Below are 17,341 nucleotides of genomic sequence, written 5' to 3' on the forward strand. Positions count from 1 at the left end.
GAATTGGACTTTGGAAGATTGATTACAGCAATGGTCACTCCGTTCAATGAACAAGGAGAGATTCATTGGGAGGAAACGGCACGTCTAATCGACTATCTGATTGCAGATCAAAAGTCGGAGACGCTTGTGGTTTCTGGAACAACAGGGGAGTCTCCAACACTTAGTGATACTGAGAAAGTTCAATTATTCGAATTTGCAGTGAAACATGCGGCCGGTCGGTGCAAAATTATAGCCGGAACGGGAAGCAATAACACGGCACATTCCATCCATTTGACACAGGAAGCTGAACGTGCCGGAGTGGATGGCATATTGTTGGTTGTTCCGTATTACAACAAACCTAGCCAAGAAGGTTTGTTCAAACATTTTGAAGCGATTGCAGGCTCCACCAAGCTGCCAATTATGCTCTACAACGTGCCTGGGCGTACTGTAACCAGCCTGTCAGCAGCGACAACACTTCGTCTTGCTCAGATACCTAATATCGTCGCTACGAAGGAATGTGCGTCTATGGAGCAGGTTACGCTGATTGCAGCAAGTGCTCCAGAGAATTTCAGAGTTTATTCCGGTGATGATGCTTCAGGCTTACCGGCGATTGCGGTTGGAGCACATGGAATTGTCAGTGTGGCCAGTCATGTCGTAGGGGCAGAAATGAAGAAAATGATTGATGCCTTCTATGGCGGAGCACCTCATGAGGCTGCTCAGATTCATCAGCAGTTGTTCCCAGTGTTCAAAGGCCTGTTTGAGTGTCCACAGCCTCTACCAAACCCGGTAGCGGTGAAATATGCGCTGACATTGCGTGGTCTAGACGTTGGTTCTGTACGATTGCCCCTTATTCCGCCAACGGAAGAGGAGCAGGTTTATATCAAAGGTTTGCTTAATTTGTAATCATTTTGGTTGTATATGGACTATTTTATTAATCATGGGAATATCCTTCAGATCAGCAAAAGAACCGCTCCTCTTCGTCGAGGCTGCGGTTCTTTTTTTTACGAGTAATGTGAGGTTTCTTTTCGAATGCTAAAGGGAAACCTACAGGTTAACGAGAGAGTGACTTGTTTTTTTTGTTTTTAATCATGTATAATGATGTCAAGTGACTGGGTGCGGTATTTTTTTGAAATTGAAAGCGACATCGTTTCGTGGTGTAGCTTTGCGGTGAAAAAGGAAGGAACGGCTAAGAGGGAATTTCAAATCCAACTTGTTGGTCAAAGGGAATAACTTCGAAGAACTTCTTCCAAATATCGTGAATAAAGGTGTTCTTTTGCATTCATCCCGATAGGTGGGTATGTAATGTATGGACTACTTTTCTTAACTTACAATAAATAATAAGGTACGACGTCCAACTACCATAGGAGGTTTAGATTCATTTGTCTAAGAAAAATAATAACGATAAACTGATGATTTTTGCTTTGGGCGGCGTAGGCGAGATTGGTAAAAATATGTACGTCATCCAATACGCCAACGACATTGTAGTCGTAGATGCTGGTCTTAAATTCCCGGAAGAAGATATGCTTGGTATTGATATTGTCATCCCTGACATTTCTTACCTGACTGAGAACCGTGACAAAGTAAGAGGAATTATCCTTACTCACGGACATGAGGATCACATTGGTGGTCTGCCATATGTTCTCAAACATCTGAATGTTCCTGTATACGGAACAAGACTTACGCTTGGACTTGTAGAAAACAAGTTGAAAGAAGCGAATCTGCTGGGTGAAACAAAACGTATTCTGATTGATGCTGATTCCGAGATCCAACTTGGATCTGTTCTGAAAGCATCGTTCTTCGCTACTAACCATAGTATTCCGGATTCTGTTGGTGTATGTGTCGAAACACCGGAAGGTGCAGTTGTTCACACAGGTGACTTCAAATTCGACCATACTCCAGTCAATGGTCAATATGCAGATCTTCAGCGTATGGCACAGATCGGAACAAATGGCGTGTTAGCGCTGTTGTCCGACAGTACAAACGCTGAGAAACCTGGATTCACACCATCGGAGAAAAATGTGGGTATCGTTTTGGAAGATATCTTCCGTAAAGCGAGTCAACGTGTTGTTGTAGCGACATTTGCTTCCAACGTACACCGTATCCAACAGGTGATCAATGCAGCAGAAGTGACTGGACGTAAAGTTGCAGTTATCGGACGCAGCATGGTGAATGTGGTTGGTATTGCTTCAGAACTGGGTTATCTTGAGATTCCGGATGGCATGATCATTGAACCTGAAGAAGTAGGCAAGATGGCCGCTGATCGTGTCGTGATTCTCTGCACAGGAAGTCAAGGAGAGCCAATGTCAGCACTGACACGTATGGCTCGTTCCACACACCGTAAAGTGGACATCCTGCCAGGTGACACCGTCATTATCGCAGCAACACCGGTTCCAGGTAATGAAAAATATGTAGGCCGTACGATTGATGAACTGTTCCGTTTGGGTGCTAACGTGCATTACAGCGGTGCTAACAGTGGCGTCCACGTATCTGGTCACGGTAGCCAGGAAGAGCTGAAACTGATGCTCAACCTGATGAAACCGAAATTCTTCTTGCCGATTCACGGTGAATTCCGTATGCAGCGTCGCCACGCGGTTCTTGCTGAATCTGTAGGGGTAGAACCTGAGAACATTTTCATCACGGATATCGGTGAAGTGATTGAAATTCAAGGTGGAGCAGCACGTAGAGCAGGTAAAGTTACTGCAGGTAATGTGTTGATCGACGGCTTGGGTGTAGGCGATGTGGGTAACATTGTACTTCGTGACCGCAAATTGTTGTCACAAGATGGTATCCTTGTTGTTGTGGTAACACTGAGCAAACAGGATGGAAAAATTGTTTCCGGTCCTGACATCATCTCTCGCGGATTTGTGTATGTACGTGAATCGGAAGGACTACTGGATGAGGCCAACCGGATCGTTAGCAGCACATTGCAGAAGTTGATGAGTGAGAACGTTAACGAGTGGGCTTCACTCAAAACAAATGTTAAAGATGCACTGGGACGCTTCCTGTATGAGCAAACTCGTCGTAGACCGATGATTTTGCCAATCATTATGGAAGTTTAAAATAAGCTAAACAAAAACATATATTCAGGCACACAGTCGCCCCTTCTCTACGAGTAATATTGGACGGTTCCTCGTAGAGAAGGGGCTTTTTTTGCGTTTTCAGGAAGATCTGCAATAGGTCAATATGTGAAGCAATTTGATGCTAGCGGGTATAAGGCGGTTGGAAAAATCCCCATACTAAGGAAATACATTAAATGTTTCTGGAGAAGGGGATTGTTGAAATGAATGAACGTATGAATGGCAAGCAGGCGTCAAGATCCAATCAACCGGAAGTTGAAGCGCCGGAAATTCCGATTCAGGAGGAAAAGGCCATCTCTCCCGTGACAGAGACTATTCAGCAATTTGGGCAGACACAGTCGCCTGCAGGTGAATCGAATATTTTCTGTATGACCATTATTGGACAGGTCGAAGGGCATTTGATTTTGCCGCCACAAAATAAAACAACAAAGTATGAGCATATCATTCCACAGCTGGTGGCCGCGGAACAGAATCAGCGCATTGAAGGTATACTGATCATTTTGAACACGGTAGGTGGAGATGTAGAGGCGGGTCTGGCCATTGCAGAGATGATTGCTTCTCTAAGCAAACCTACGGTGACTGTGGTCATTGGAGGCGGGCATAGCATTGGAGTACCGATTGCTGTAGCTTCAACATATTCCCTGATTGCGGGAAGTGCAACGATGACGATCCATCCGATTCGGATGAACGGCCTTGTCATTGGTGTACCTCAAACGTTTGAGTATATGGAGAAAATGCAGGAACGGGTTGTTCGGTTCGTGACTTCTCATTCAAATATCTCTGAGGAGATGTTCAAAGAACTGATGTTTAAGACCGGTGAGTTAAATAGGGATATTGGTACAGCTGTAGGAAGCGCAGATGCAGTGAAATATGGATTGATGGATGCAGTAGGCGGGATTGGGCAGGCTATTGCTCAGTTAAATCAGCTCATAGGAGACAAGAGACAGACTCTGCATTCGGGAGGTTATACCCAATGACGTTATATACCGTGATGCCCCCGGAACAACTCTGGTCGGGAATGTGGAGAGAGGGAGAAGATACAAAGGAGATCAAGATGAATGGTTTATTGATGCAGGTGAGACCTGTTAATGACAATGAAGCCGTTATTGTACGTTTGCTGGATTGTCCACTTGAAGCCTATCTGAATCCTGATAATATGCCCGGTTCGACCATCCCGCTTTCGGGTAACTTGGGACCAGCATAACGCGACGAATTCAGACAAATTGAGCAGAAAAAGAACATATGTACGGATTATATTTGTATGGTATAATATTCTTCTGGGGGTGACCTGATTTTGGCCAGAAGAAAAAAGAGGAAAAAAAAGGGCGCTGGTTTTAGCGGCGTTTTAAAATATGAAATTTACGGAATTGTGCTTATTACCCTTGCTGTCATAGCATTATCGGGTGAAGCCACCGTTGGACGTTCGCTTTCCAAGATGTTCGGACTGATGCTTGGTAAGTTTTATTTTGCGATTCCGCTTGTTGGTATTTATTATGGTCTCATGGTGATGATTCACCGGAAATGGCCGAGTGGCTGGACCACACGCAAAACAGGACTGGTATTGCTGGTCTTTGCCTTAACCTTGATGAGTACTGTCTCTGCAATGCACCAGAAGCTCATTCCGGTTGGTGCGCTTGAGCCTGGTGCTGTGATTACGCAGGTACATAATGATATGCAAACCGAGTTGCTAACACCTGCTGCGCCAGGGGAGAGGGACTCCATGCTTAACAAGGACATCAGCGGTGGTTATCTCGGAGCTGGGCAATTTGCTCTTTTCCTGTGGTTGTTCGGCAGCCTTGGGGCGAGACTTATCATGATTGTCATGTTTATCATCAGTTTTATGCTGATTACAAGTCTATCTTATGTGGATCTGATTCGAATATTCCGAACCAAGATCTGGGATGCCGGGAGTTCAATGTACAAGAAGCTGGAGTCGAGGCCCTCTGCACGTTCTGTTTCAGCATCTGATGGAAGGAAGAAAGGTAACGCTCGTAAAGTGGTGCCTGTGCCTGTTGAAGATGACGAAGACGAGTATGAGGATGAATTAGAGGAACAGCATCTGCCAAAACGAAAAGCGCCAATATTCTTTCAACTCTTCGGAAAATGGGGAGCTAAACGGGAACAGGCGACATCAGGACGTGAAATGGATGAGGTCGAATCGGCAGAAACAGAACAGATTGTATACCGCGCCGAACAAGATCACAATCTAGAGGTGTGGCAGGATCCAACTGAAGACGTAGTGAACAAATCAGCTTCATCACGTGTTCCTGTTCAGGCTAAACCTAACTCAGCGCCAATCATTCGAGACTTTTTCGAGCACGTTAGAGCAGAAGAGGCAAGCATTGAAGATGATCTGGACGATGCTTATCCTTTCCCGGATGATCTGGCCGATCCAAACGTAGTACAACAGGGCGAGCATGCCATTAAAATAACGGATGAACTGGTAGAGACAGAGTGGTCTGCATCCGATGCGGGTACGAACGGGTTGAATGCTGTGGATGAGATTCAGAGTGGAGAAGAAGTCCCTAATGATGCAATGCAGGGAACAGATACTCTTACTCCTGAAGGGCAGGAAACACAATCGGTGAAACCACCACCGCCACCTCCTAAGCCGTACAAGCTGCCGTCATTCCGTCTCCTTGCCAAGCCAAACAATGGGGGTAAGGCGGGTGACCAGAAGGATTATATGCAGACAGCACGCAAGCTGGAAGCTACACTGGAGAGTTTCGGTGTTCGCGCCAAGGTGCTTGAAGTGGTCCGGGGCCCTGCCGTTACAAGGTATGAAATTCAGCCTGATATTGGTGTTAAGGTCAGCAGGATTGTCAGCCTGACTGATGATATCGCGTTGGCTCTGGCGGCAAAGGATATTCGGATGGAAGCACCGATTCCCGGAAAGTCTGCTATAGGTATCGAAGTACCTAATGGCGAGGTATCGGTTGTAACGATGCGTGAGGTAATGGAGACAGCAACGTTCCAGGATGCAGAATCCAAAGTGACCATTGCATTTGGCCGAGATATCTCGGGACAGACAATCATTGGTAACTTGGCTCGTATGCCCCATTTGCTGGTCGCAGGTGCTACAGGTTCCGGTAAGTCGGTGTGTATTAACGGAATTATTACCAGCATATTGTACAAAGCCAAGCCGGATGAAGTGAAGTTCCTGATGGTTGATCCCAAGATGGTTGAGTTGAACGTATATAACGGAATTCCACATCTGATGGCACCAGTAGTAACTGATCCTAAACGAGCGTCACTTGCTCTCAAAAAGATTGTGGTTGAGATGGAGAAACGATATGAACTGTTCTCCAAATCAGGCACGCGTAACGTCGAGGGTTACAATAATCTGATGAAAGATAATCCTGCGGCTGTTCTGCCTTATATCGTTGTCATTGTGGATGAGCTTGCAGATCTGATGATGGTTGCAGCCGGAGATGTGGAGGATGCCATTGCACGACTCGCTCAGATGGCTCGTGCAGCCGGAATCCATCTGATTATTGCCACACAACGTCCTTCGGTTGATGTTATTACCGGGGTAATCAAGGCTAACATTCCATCGCGGATTGCCTTCGGCGTATCCTCCCAAGTCGATTCCCGAACAATTCTGGATATGGGTGGGGCTGAGAAGCTGTTGGGTCGTGGAGACATGTTATTCATGCCAATGGGCGCATCAAAACCGGTTCGTGTACAAGGTGCATTTATGAGCGATGAAGAAGTCGAGAATATTGTGAATTATGTACGTGGTCAAGGTGAAGCGCAGTATGATGAGTCCCTTGTACCTGAAGTGGATGATTCCATTCAGGCAGCAGATGAAGTGCAGGATGAGTTATATGAGCAAGCTGTACAGATTATTTTGGAGGCAAAACAAGCTTCAGTCTCCCTGTTGCAACGTCGTATGCGGGTTGGCTACACACGTGCAGCGCGTTTAATTGACTCCATGGAAGCCCGTGGTGTAATCGGTCCTTACGAGGGCAGCAAACCAAGGGAAGTACTGGTTTCACTTGAACAGTATCAGCAGAATAAAATAAGCTCGTAGTGTAATATGAAACATGGTTACAACGAATCGTTTAAGCCCTCAACCTTATTGGTTGAGGGCTTTTTGCTTGCTCAGCAGACTGAAGTTTTGCCATCTACTCCAAAGATCGGATGATTTGGTGCATAGGAAACAAGCAGGCTTGTCATAATAACCTTAGCGATTCTGTTAATCCCACAAGAGAAAGGTAGAGCACAGTCGATGCGAAAAATGAACCTATGGCTTTTCACTGCTATTTTGCTGATATCCGCATTGGGAATTCGTTATTTGCTTCCTGGGAATACAGCAACTGAAAGTTCAGCCGAGCGTACACCACAGGTAGAAGAAAAGGCCTTGCCTACGTTTAGCAGCAATACAGTGAAATATGGAAGTTACGGTCAGGATGTATATGAGCTTCAGGGGCGTCTGAAGTACCTGGGATTTTACAATGGTAAAATCGACAGTAATTTTGGCAGCAGCACGCTGAAAGCCGTCAAATGGTTTCAATCCGAGTTTGGCATGAAGGCAGATGGTGTGGTTGGAGCTGAGACCAAGCTCAAGCTGTACAATGCGTCAACCAAATGGTCGCCAACAGAGCCCCCACTACACAAGGAATCCTCAGGAGGGGGTGGAGGCAGCAACAATACGGCAGATAAAGAGCAAGACAATATGGGATCTGCCAATGCCCTTGGTCTCTCAGAGAATGAACTCAAGATTATGGCTAACGCAGTATATGGTGAAGCCCGGGGTGAACCGTTTGAAGGTCAAGTCGCAGTAGCAGCAGTAATTTTGAATCGCGTAAATTCACCTAGCTTTCCAAGTACGCCTTCTGGTGTAATTTTTCAACCAGGTGCATTTACGGCTGTAGCGGACGGACAGATCTATCTGGAACCAAACGCACAAGCCAAAAAGGCAGTTGAGCAGGCCCTGAATGGTTGGGATCCGTCCGGTGGATGTCTCTATTATTTTAACCCGAAGACAGCAACATCCAAATGGATCTGGACCCGCCCACAAGTGAAAACAATCGGACAGCATATCTTTTGTATGTGATGATGTTGGAAGCAACCAGAAGGCGTGACTTCGGTTGCTTCTTGCCTTTTGAATGGGTTAAAATGGTTGTTACGTTTAGCTTAATACGATTGCATGATAAATGACGCCGTAAAGGGGTTTTGACATTTGAATACATCAGGATTCGAACGAGGTAGCAAGAGAGAGTTTCGTATACATGTGCTTCCGACTAAACGTTTCAAAACGTTTGCTATATCGCTATATGCAGGAGTTCCCTTACGGGAAGATACAGTAACCAAAGTAGCGCTGACACCTTTTGTTCTGCGACGCGGCACGGAGTCCTATCCGGAAACAACGCAATTTCGTGAGCAACTGGAGCATCTGTATGGAGCAGGTTTTGGTTTTGACGTCTATAAACGCGGGGATTACCAGATTGTACAGTTCCGAATGGATACCATTAATGATTCCTTTGTTGGAGGGGATGAGCAGCTACTGGATCGTTCATTTGCCTTCCTTGGAGAGGTTCTTACACGACCTGCACAGGAAAATGGACATTTCAGGACGTCTTATGTACAAGCAGAGCGAGAGACGGTTCGTAAAAAGCTGGAGTCCATCGTGAATGATAAAATGCGCTATGCCGCAGAACGCAGTATTGAGGAAATGTGCAAGAACGAGCCGTACCGTCTTCACCCACTGGGTGAGCGAAAGGATCTGCCCGGGATAGAGCCCGACACACTGACTGCATCTTATCAGGAGTGGCTGCAGCAGGCGAGTATGGATCTGTACGTGGTAGGGGATACGACACTGGAGGAGGTCGAGAACCTTGTTCAGCGTCATTTCAATGTAGATCGAACGTCCTCCTCTGATTACCAGACACAGGCAGCGGTTCGAGGAGATAAGGAAGTAGAGACCGTTGTTGAGCGACTGAATGTGAGTCAGGGAAAACTCAATATGGGACTCCGTACATCTATCACTTATGGAGATCCTCAGTATGCAGCAGCACTAATGTACAACGGGATCCTCGGTGGTTATCCTCATTCCAAACTGTTTGTCAATGTTCGTGAAAAAGAAAGCCTCGCGTATTACGCATCTTCGCGATATGACGGACATAAGGGCATTGCAACAATTCAATCCGGGATTGAAATCCCGAATTATGAGAAGGCCGTCACGATCATCAAGCAGCAGCTGGAAGAAATGAAAAGCGGTACAATCAGTGACCTTGAAATGTCCCAGACCAAAGCGATGATCCGTAACCTGCTTAAGGAAATGCAGGATTCTGCTTTTGAGATGATCGCTTATGACTTCAATCGACAGTTGTCTGGCAAAGAAAGAACGGCTGAAGAACTGTTGGCTCAAGTAGAACATATTAGCAAGGAAGATGTGCGTGAGGCGGCAGAACAATTCCGTCTGGATACGATTTATTTCTTGCGGGATGAGAAGGAGGAATAATCGGTGGAGAGCATTCGGTATGAGCATTTGCAGGAGACACTATATTACGGAGTAATGGATAACGGACTGCATGTCTATATTTTGCCTAAACCGGGATTCCAGAAAACGTATGCTACGTTTGCAACCAAGTATGGATCGGTGGATAATCATTTTCAGGTTGAAGGGCAGGAAGAAGTGAAGGTCCCGGATGGGATTGCCCATTTTCTGGAGCATAAAATGTTTGAAGAACCAACAGGTGATATTTTTGCAACATTTGCGTCTCATGGTGCTTCAGCTAACGCGTTTACGAGCTTTGATCAGACGGTTTATTTGTTTTCAGCGACCGAATATGTGAATGAAAATATACAAACATTAGTCGACTTTGTGCAAAATCCTTACTTCACCGATCAAAACGTGGAAAAGGAAAAAGGCATTATTGGACAGGAAATTGACATGTATGCTGATAATCCGGATTGGCGTGTTTATTTTGGATTGATCGAAGCCATGTATCAGAAACATCCGGTGCATATCGATATTGCAGGAACGGTGGAATCCATCCGTACGATTACCAAAGAGATGTTGTATGAGTGTTATAACACCTTCTATCACCCGAGTAATATGCTCTTGTTTGTGGTGGGTGGTGTAGATCCACAGGAAGTCATTGATATGGTTCGATCGAACCAGGAGCAGAAGGATTATAAGCCACAGGGGAGCATTCAACGTTTCTTCGAACCGGAGCCTGAGCAGGTAGGAGAAGCCAGACGGGAATCAAAACTGGCTGTTTCACTGCCCAAATGTCTGTTTGGATTCAAGGAGACGGACGTTGGACTTACCGGGGAACAATTGTTACGGCGAGATATGACAACACAACTGATGATGGATCTTTTATTTGGCTCAAGCACACGTTTATTCCAGAAGCTCTACGATGAAGATCTGATCTCGGACAGCTTTGGACATGAGTATAACAGTTCGCCGCAATATGCGTTTTCAGCTATTGGTGGTGATACAAAAGACCCTGATCAACTGCTCGCGCGTATACGCGAAGAAGTGGATGCCATTGTAGAAAAAGGGTTTGATTCTACGGATTTTGAACGTGCACGCAAAAAGAAAATAGGCGGATATTTGCGTATGCTCAATTCTCCGGAGAACATTGCGCATGAATTTACACGTCAGCAATTCCGTGGCGGTGATTTTTTCAATATGCTCCCGCTCTATGAATCGATTACACTGGAAGATGTAAATCTCAGACTGAGAGAGCATATTCGCTGGGATCAACTGGCTGTATCGCTAGTCGTGAGTCCTTGATATGGAGAGGGGAACAGGACAATTGAAGGCAATCGGGGAAATGACTGTACTGGTAACTGGTGCAAGCGGTGGCATTGGAGCTGCTATCGCAGAACGCTTCGCCAGAGTGGGAATGAATGTTGTTATACACTATATGAAATCGCATGAAGCAGCGAATGAAGCCGCCAGACGGTGCATGGAGCAGGGCAGTGGAAAAATCATGACCGTGTCTGCGGATCTTCGCAGCCGGGAACAGATTGAGCGCATGCGTGAGAAGCTCGAGTCGCATAATCTCATGCCAGATATCCTTGTGAACAATGCAGGAATCTCGCACTATGGGATGTTGTCTGATGTTACAGAGGAGATTTGGGATGAAGTGATGGCGATTAATCTCAAAGGCACGTTTATGTGTACACAGGAAATGATGCCTCACATGATCTCCCAAAGGTATGGCCGAATCATTAATGTATCGTCGATCTGGGGACTGTCTGGTGCTTCTTGTGAGGTGCTGTATTCCACAACCAAGGGTGGGGTGAATGCATTCACCAAAGCGCTTGCGAAAGAACTCGCACCTTCCGGAGTAACCGTAAATGCCGTTGCTCCTGGCGCCGTTCAGACATCCATGCTGAACCATCTGGATCAGAGTGAACTGAAGATGCTGGAAGAGGAAATTCCGGCAGGAAGACTTGCTCAACCTGATGAAATCTCATCACTGGTTTATTTTCTTGCCCTCCCTGAATCGGGTTATATCAATGGGCAGATTATCAGTCCAAATGGCGGTTGGTTAACGTAAAAAGCAAGAAAACTCGACTGGCTGTGAACGAAATAGGTGAACATTGCTGAGAAGCTGCCGTCTTTCGGATTATTTTCAAAAGCTCGTATATAAAATGCCTGGAAAGCACATATTACAACTGTTGATTTTAAATCTCATGCGTCATCTAAGGAGGATTTATCATGTCAACAGAAAAAACAGTGCTCTCCAGTTTTGACACATGGAAGAAGTTCCTGGGTGACCGCGTACTGCAAGCAGAGAAGATGGGGATGAGTGAAGAAACCATCAACAAACTTGCGTATGAAATCGGCGACTTCCTTGATGAGAAAGTCGATCCGGCGAACCATTCCAACCGGGCATTGAAAGAGTTATGGGATGTCGGCGATGCAGATGAGCGTCGTACGATTGCGACCCTGATGGTCAAATTGGCCAAACAAAACGCATAAGATTACAGATGAAGAGCTCCCGCAAGGGGGCTTTTCTCTAATGATTACAAACGGATTACAGAGCTGTTCTTGTAATTCATTTTCATTTTATATATCATTAACGTGACCCATTTTTAGAAGATGTCTCAGATTGTTGTCCAGTGGACACGTTCTGTTGCTGTCGAATAATGTGGAATAATGCATTACGGGGTGTTGAAATGGAATCTAAACAATGGTACATGGAATATAAAATACATAAGAACAGACCCGGTTTGTTAGGCGATATTGCCTCTATGCTGGGGATGCTTGAAGTGAATATATTGACCATTAACGGTGTTGAAGGCAAAACTCGAGGCATGCTGCTTGAATCGGATGATGATGAAAAGATCCGTTTGCTTGGTGAAATGCTTGGCAAAGTAAACAGCATCACCGTCTCGGCTTTGCGTCAACCTAAATTGGTGGATATTCTGGCCGTGCGTCATGGCAGATACATTGACCGTGACTCGGATGATCGCAAGACATTTCGTTTCACACGAGATGAACTTGGGTTACTTGTGGACTTTTTGGGTGAAGTATTTAAGAGGGAAGGCAATCAGGTCATCGGTTTGCGCGGAATGCCTCGTGTTGGCAAAACGGAGTCCATTATTGCGGGCAGCGTATGTGCAATGAAGCGATGGACGTTTGTTTCCTCCACACTTCTTCGTCAGACCATAAGGAGCCAACTCTCCGAGGACGAATTGAACCCAAACAATGTGTTCATTATCGATGGTATTGTTAGCACGATTCGCTCCAGTGAGCGGCATTATAACCTGTTGCAGGATATTATGACCATGCCTAGCACCAAAGTTATTGAACATCCGGATATTTTTGTTCAGGAATCCGAATATGATTTTAATGATTTTGATATTATTATTGAACTTCGCAACAATCCGAATGAAGAAATTATTTATGATACGTTTACGGCTAGCTACACCGATGAATTGTAAGGAACCGTACGGAATCATGGAATAGATTAGCAACAACTCAAGAGATAAACATAAGGAGGAGATGGCATGTCTGAACTGGGTCAGCAGTTAAGGGAGGCCCGGCTGCAAAAAGGGATGAGTCTTGACGATGTACAGGAAATGACAAAAATTCGCAAGAGGTATCTGGAGGCCATAGAAGCAGGAGACTACAAAGTGCTGCCGGGCAGCTTCTATGTGCGTGCTTTCATCAAAACCTATGCGGAGACCGTGGGACTGAACCCTGATGAGCTGCTGGAGGGACACAAAAAAGACGTACCCGCAGAAGAGACGGAAGCAACGATGGAACCGGTTATTCAGAAGCGTTCCAGCCGTCCGGTTGAGCGTAGTAATCGGTGGATGTCTGTCGCGTTGATGTGGACATTCCCTGTTTTGATCGTAGTACTGTTGTATGTATACGTGGTGTATAACAATGGTGATGAATCAGATAATCCGGGTCTTGATCAGGTCAAAATCACAGACAGTCAACAACAGCCTGAGGATAAACCGGATCAACCTGCCGACAACGGACAGGCATCTAATCCGCCTGCGACAGATTCAGGTACAGACGGTACTGGTGAAGGCGACGCTGGCGGTAACGGTGGCGGTACTGACACAGAAGGACAGACGGACGGTCAAACTGATGGCCAAACTGATGGTCAAACGGACGGACAGACGGATGAAACTGAGGAAGAACCAACTGACAATTCACCGTCTAATGTGACTGTTGCAGAAGATGGGAAATCAGGGAATATTACGAACTTTAAAGTTAACGGTAGTGCAGGGCAACCTGTAACGGTTACGATCAAAGCAACAGGTAATAGCTGGCTTGAAGTGTACAAAGGCGAAAACTCCAGTGGAGAGAAGTTGGAGTATGGTAACACAGCCGAAGGTGACAGCTATACCTTTGAGTTGGATAGTGCAGGTATGTATATTAAGTCCGGTTACGCTGCAGCGACCACGATTGAGGTTGGCGGGCAAGTTGTAACGGATGGCAAGGCGACCAATCGGATTCGTTTGAAGCTTGGTGAAGACAGTAGTAGCACTACTTCTTCCACAGGTGTTGAAAATGGATCAACGGATGCTACAGGGGGGACCACGGGTAGCGAATAACCCAGTCAACTGCAGGAGACAATAATCGTGTCTTAACTTGCAGTTAACTTTTGGTGAAGTGAGGTGGATGGCTGTGACAGTCAGCTGGATCGTAACAGGTTTAGGGATCATTGTCAGCCTCCTGGGTTATTACTTGACTCCAAGTGCTTGGGGTTACGGAATATTGGGTTTTGGACTTGCACATGTACTTTTGGGTGTGCTCGATATGTTCAGACAGCCCAACCGGAGCCGCTACTAGTTGGAGGATGGACCAGCAAAGCATTTTTGGCAGCCACTTCAAGTGGAAGCCAAAAATGCTTTTTCTCTTTGTGTAAAACAGCTTGAAATTAGACTTTTGCTTAAGGTATCCTCTATAATGTTACAGAACATACGATTAACTGAAAGGGTGACTGGTTTGAGTTCAGAAAATTCATTTGATATCGTGTCCAAAATGGACTTGCAAGAACTGACAAATGCCGTTACACAAACCGAGAAGGAAATTGGCACTCGTTATGACTTCAAGGGCAGCAAGAGCAGCCTGAAACTGGATAAGGATGCGTTAACGATCGTATCTGATGATGAGACCAAACTCAAGGCTGTTATTGACGTGCTGCAATCCAAAATGGCGAAGCGTGGTCTACCATTGAAAAACATCGATTACGCAAAGGTAGAGCCAGCGTCTTCTGGTACAGTCCGCCAGCGTTTGAATTTTAAACAGGGGATTGATCAGGACATCGCCAAGAAAATCAATATCCTGATTCGGGATTCCAAGATGAAGGTAAAGAGTCAGATTCAGGGAGACCAACTCCGGGTAACTGGTAAGAGTAAAAATGATTTGCAAGCTGTCATGCAGCTGCTAAATGGTGCTAACCTGCCTCTGGATTTGCAATATACAAATTTCAAGTAATATGGCCTTTTTGTAGCAAAAGTGTTTTTTGACACGGTATTGGGCGTATATTATACTAAGTGTGCATTGCTGGCAGTCAAGCATCAAGTCCAGTCCTCATCGTTTGCTGACTTTGTGAAAAGCAGTACATCTTCTGGAAGTCACCGGAACGTTTAAAGCGTTTTGCTTTTGAGCGGTTGACTTTATTTTTTGCGTTTCTACATAGTGGGATCATGTTAATATGGATTGACATTGAAACTTGTACATTTCATGTTCCGGATGATGATAACGGGATTATGATGATTGTTTGGAGTAATGGAGGATATGAGGGAGGGCGTCTTGTGAATTTACCCAACCGGATTACGCTTGCACGAATTTGCTTAATCCCTTTTTTGATGGTGTTCCTGCTCGTGGATTTTCCATTTTATCCAGAGCCGTTGCAGCTTGGAAGCTTTTCGCTTCCGTATAATCAACTGATTGCTGCTGTTATTTTTATCATCGCCGCAAGCACAGATGGAATTGACGGATACCTTGCGCGGAAAAATAACATGGTTACCAATCTGGGGAAACTGCTCGATCCACTCGCAGACAAGCTGCTGGTTACTGCAGTTTTGATCTCGCTTGTGGAGATGGGCAAGCTGGATTCCTGGATTGCAGTTGTGATTATTAGTCGTGAATTTGCAGTTACCGGCTTGCGTCAAATTGCATTGCTGGATGGTTCGGTTGTTGCCGCCAGTGCTTGGGGCAAGCTGAAGACTGTAGTGCAGATTGTGGCGATTGTGCTGTTGCTGTTGAACAATTTCCCGTTTTCATACACGGGTATTCACGTTGATATTATCGCGGTATGGGCAGCAGCGCTTATTACCATCTGGTCGGGTATCGATTACTTTATCAAAAACAAAAACCTGCTTCATTTTACAAAAGCATAATGGTTTGTTCTTAAATGGGTAATCATGAAGGAAGCATTGGGTCAGGGGCAATAGGAAATTATCCTATTGCCCTTTGATCACTCACCACGTGTACAGGAGGATGCTCAATGAAGGCAGAAATCATTGCAGTTGGCACAGAGCTACTGCTTGGACAAATCGTCAATACCAATGCCAGATACCTATCCCGTGAATTGGCTGCGATGGGGATCGATGTATATTTCCAAACGGTGGTTGGGGATAACCTGAACCGGCTTAGTGAAGCTATTCGCATTGCGCAGAGCCGTGCAGACGTTATTTTATTTTCCGGTGGCATCGGACCTACCCAAGATGATCTGACCAAGGATGCGCTCGCAGCTGTTCTTAACCGGAAACTGCATACAGATCGAATGGCAATGGACAAAATTGAGAGCTTTTTCAGAGATCGTAATGTGGACATGACAGAGAATAACCGACGTCAGGCGATCGTTATTGATGGCGGAACACCTCTGGCCAACGAAACAGGCCTTGCGGCTGGAAATGCGATTTCTGACAATGACAAATATTATGTTGTGATGCCTGGACCACCTAAAGAGTTGATTCCAATGTTTGAACAGGAAGTCAAACCTTGGCTGTTCCAGCATGTACTCACTGAAGAGATGCCGATCTATTCCCGAATGCTGAAATTCGCAGGTATTGGTGAATCTGCTCTGGAAGATCGACTTCTGGATCTGATTGACGCGCAGACAGACCCTACGATTGCTCCTTACGCGAGTGAAGGCGAAGTTACGGTACGTGTCTCCACAAAGGCTGCGAGTGAGGGAGAGGCGAAGCTGAAGCTGGATGCGATGGAGGTTCAGATTCGGGAGCGTTTGACAGAACATCTCTACGCGAACGAGGATGTGCCTATAGAGTACACGATTGTAACCATGATGTCTGACATGGGGCTGACGCTGAGCGCTGCTGAGAGCTGTACAGGAGGGCTTGTCATGCAAAGTCTGACCTCTGTACCCGGAAGTGCATCAATGCTCAAAGGTGGAATTGTTTGTTACTCCAATGAAATTAAAGAAAAGCTGCTGAATGTGCCTCATGATTATCTGGAAGGTGAAGATGCACCTGGGGCGGTAAGCCCTGAGGTTGCAAAAGTGCTTGCTGAGCAGATCCGCATGATTGGCGATGCTGATTTTGGCTTGGCTGTTACCGGTGTAGCTGGACCGGGATATTCGGAACGCAAACCACCCGGACTTGTCTTCATCGCTCTTGCTGAACGTGGAAAAGAGACGGAAATTCATGAGCTGCGTATTAATGGTAATCGCGAGACGGTTCGCATTCGTTCAGCCAAAGCGATTCTCTATCGCTTATGGCAAAAACTTGTGGCGATGGATTGATTAGTTAATCGCTTCGATTGCATTTACAGTTCCAAGCAAGTATAATTAAGGAAGACGGAAGAACCGTAGAATTAGGCTTTACAGCCT

16 protein-coding genes are annotated in these 17,341 nt (G+C 45.8%); all 16 read left to right on the forward strand.

What is annotated here, in order from left to right; genetic code table 11:
• The first annotated feature begins 3 nt into the window (after window positions 1-3).
• Window positions 4-882: a 4-hydroxy-tetrahydrodipicolinate synthase gene (gene dapA, locus MKY66_RS11410; RefSeq protein WP_076208871.1), complete on the forward strand. Its 879-nt coding sequence runs from the start codon at window positions 4-6 to the stop codon at window positions 880-882.
• 476 nt (window positions 883-1,358) lie between these two features.
• Window positions 1,359-3,038 (forward strand): ribonuclease J, encoded by a 1,680-nt coding sequence (locus tag MKY66_RS11415; RefSeq protein WP_076208870.1) that lies wholly within the window; start codon window positions 1,359-1,361, stop codon window positions 3,036-3,038.
• A gap of 221 nt (window positions 3,039-3,259) precedes the next feature.
• Window positions 3,260-4,033 carry an ATP-dependent Clp protease proteolytic subunit gene (locus MKY66_RS11420; RefSeq protein WP_256704107.1) on the forward strand — a complete coding sequence of 258 codons (774 nt, stop codon included), beginning with the start codon at window positions 3,260-3,262 and terminating at the stop codon, window positions 4,031-4,033.
• Window positions 4,030-4,260, forward strand: coding sequence for a YlzJ-like family protein (locus MKY66_RS11425; protein ID WP_076208869.1), 231 nt, complete (start codon window positions 4,030-4,032; stop codon window positions 4,258-4,260). The genes MKY66_RS11420 and MKY66_RS11425 overlap by 4 nt, the downstream gene beginning before the upstream one ends.
• Window positions 4,261-4,350: 90 nt before the next feature.
• Window positions 4,351-7,089 carry a DNA translocase FtsK gene (locus tag MKY66_RS11430; RefSeq protein ID WP_076208868.1) on the forward strand — a complete coding sequence of 913 codons (2,739 nt, stop codon included), beginning with the start codon at window positions 4,351-4,353 and terminating at the stop codon, window positions 7,087-7,089.
• Between the two features lie 198 nt (window positions 7,090-7,287).
• Window positions 7,288-8,115, forward strand: a complete 828-nt coding sequence (gene sleB, locus MKY66_RS11435; protein ID WP_076208867.1) for a spore cortex-lytic enzyme — start codon at window positions 7,288-7,290, stop codon at window positions 8,113-8,115.
• A 126-nt stretch (window positions 8,116-8,241) separates the two neighbouring features.
• On the forward strand, window positions 8,242-9,522 hold the full coding sequence (locus MKY66_RS11440) for a pitrilysin family protein (RefSeq protein ID WP_074094590.1): 1,281 nt from the start codon (window positions 8,242-8,244) through the stop codon (window positions 9,520-9,522).
• 3 nt (window positions 9,523-9,525) lie between these two features.
• Window positions 9,526-10,806 (forward strand): pitrilysin family protein, encoded by a 1,281-nt coding sequence (locus MKY66_RS11445; protein ID WP_076208866.1) that lies wholly within the window; start codon window positions 9,526-9,528, stop codon window positions 10,804-10,806.
• A gap of 1 nt (window position 10,807) precedes the next feature.
• The gene (gene fabG, locus MKY66_RS11450; RefSeq protein ID WP_026081137.1) at window positions 10,808-11,578 is read left to right on the forward strand and encodes a 3-oxoacyl-ACP reductase FabG; all 771 of its coding nucleotides are present in this window, start codon (window positions 10,808-10,810) and stop codon (window positions 11,576-11,578) included.
• A 161-nt stretch (window positions 11,579-11,739) separates the two neighbouring features.
• Window positions 11,740-12,003, forward strand: a complete 264-nt coding sequence (locus tag MKY66_RS11455; protein ID WP_076208865.1) for a DUF3243 domain-containing protein — start codon at window positions 11,740-11,742, stop codon at window positions 12,001-12,003.
• Between the two features lie 197 nt (window positions 12,004-12,200).
• Window positions 12,201-12,968: a DUF3388 domain-containing protein gene (locus MKY66_RS11460; RefSeq protein ID WP_053783847.1), complete on the forward strand. Its 768-nt coding sequence runs from the start codon at window positions 12,201-12,203 to the stop codon at window positions 12,966-12,968.
• Window positions 12,969-13,034: 66 nt separating this feature from the next.
• Window positions 13,035-14,096 carry a RodZ domain-containing protein gene (locus MKY66_RS11465; protein WP_076208864.1) on the forward strand — a complete coding sequence of 354 codons (1,062 nt, stop codon included), beginning with the start codon at window positions 13,035-13,037 and terminating at the stop codon, window positions 14,094-14,096.
• A gap of 73 nt (window positions 14,097-14,169) precedes the next feature.
• The gene (locus tag MKY66_RS11470) at window positions 14,170-14,334 is read left to right on the forward strand and encodes a hypothetical protein (protein ID WP_167350848.1); all 165 of its coding nucleotides are present in this window, start codon (window positions 14,170-14,172) and stop codon (window positions 14,332-14,334) included.
• Window positions 14,335-14,490: 156 nt separating this feature from the next.
• On the forward strand, window positions 14,491-14,982 hold the full coding sequence (locus MKY66_RS11475) for a YajQ family cyclic di-GMP-binding protein (protein WP_017689115.1): 492 nt from the start codon (window positions 14,491-14,493) through the stop codon (window positions 14,980-14,982).
• 320 nt (window positions 14,983-15,302) lie between these two features.
• On the forward strand, window positions 15,303-15,890 hold the full coding sequence (gene pgsA / locus MKY66_RS11480) for a CDP-diacylglycerol--glycerol-3-phosphate 3-phosphatidyltransferase (RefSeq protein ID WP_076209484.1): 588 nt from the start codon (window positions 15,303-15,305) through the stop codon (window positions 15,888-15,890).
• A 107-nt stretch (window positions 15,891-15,997) separates the two neighbouring features.
• Window positions 15,998-17,254: a competence/damage-inducible protein A gene (locus MKY66_RS11485; RefSeq protein WP_036670416.1), complete on the forward strand. Its 1,257-nt coding sequence runs from the start codon at window positions 15,998-16,000 to the stop codon at window positions 17,252-17,254.
• Window positions 17,255-17,341 lie beyond the last annotated feature (87 nt).

It is taken from the genome of Paenibacillus sp. FSL R5-0766 (assembly GCF_037971845.1).
In the GTDB taxonomy this organism is placed as follows: domain Bacteria; phylum Bacillota; class Bacilli; order Paenibacillales; family Paenibacillaceae; genus Paenibacillus.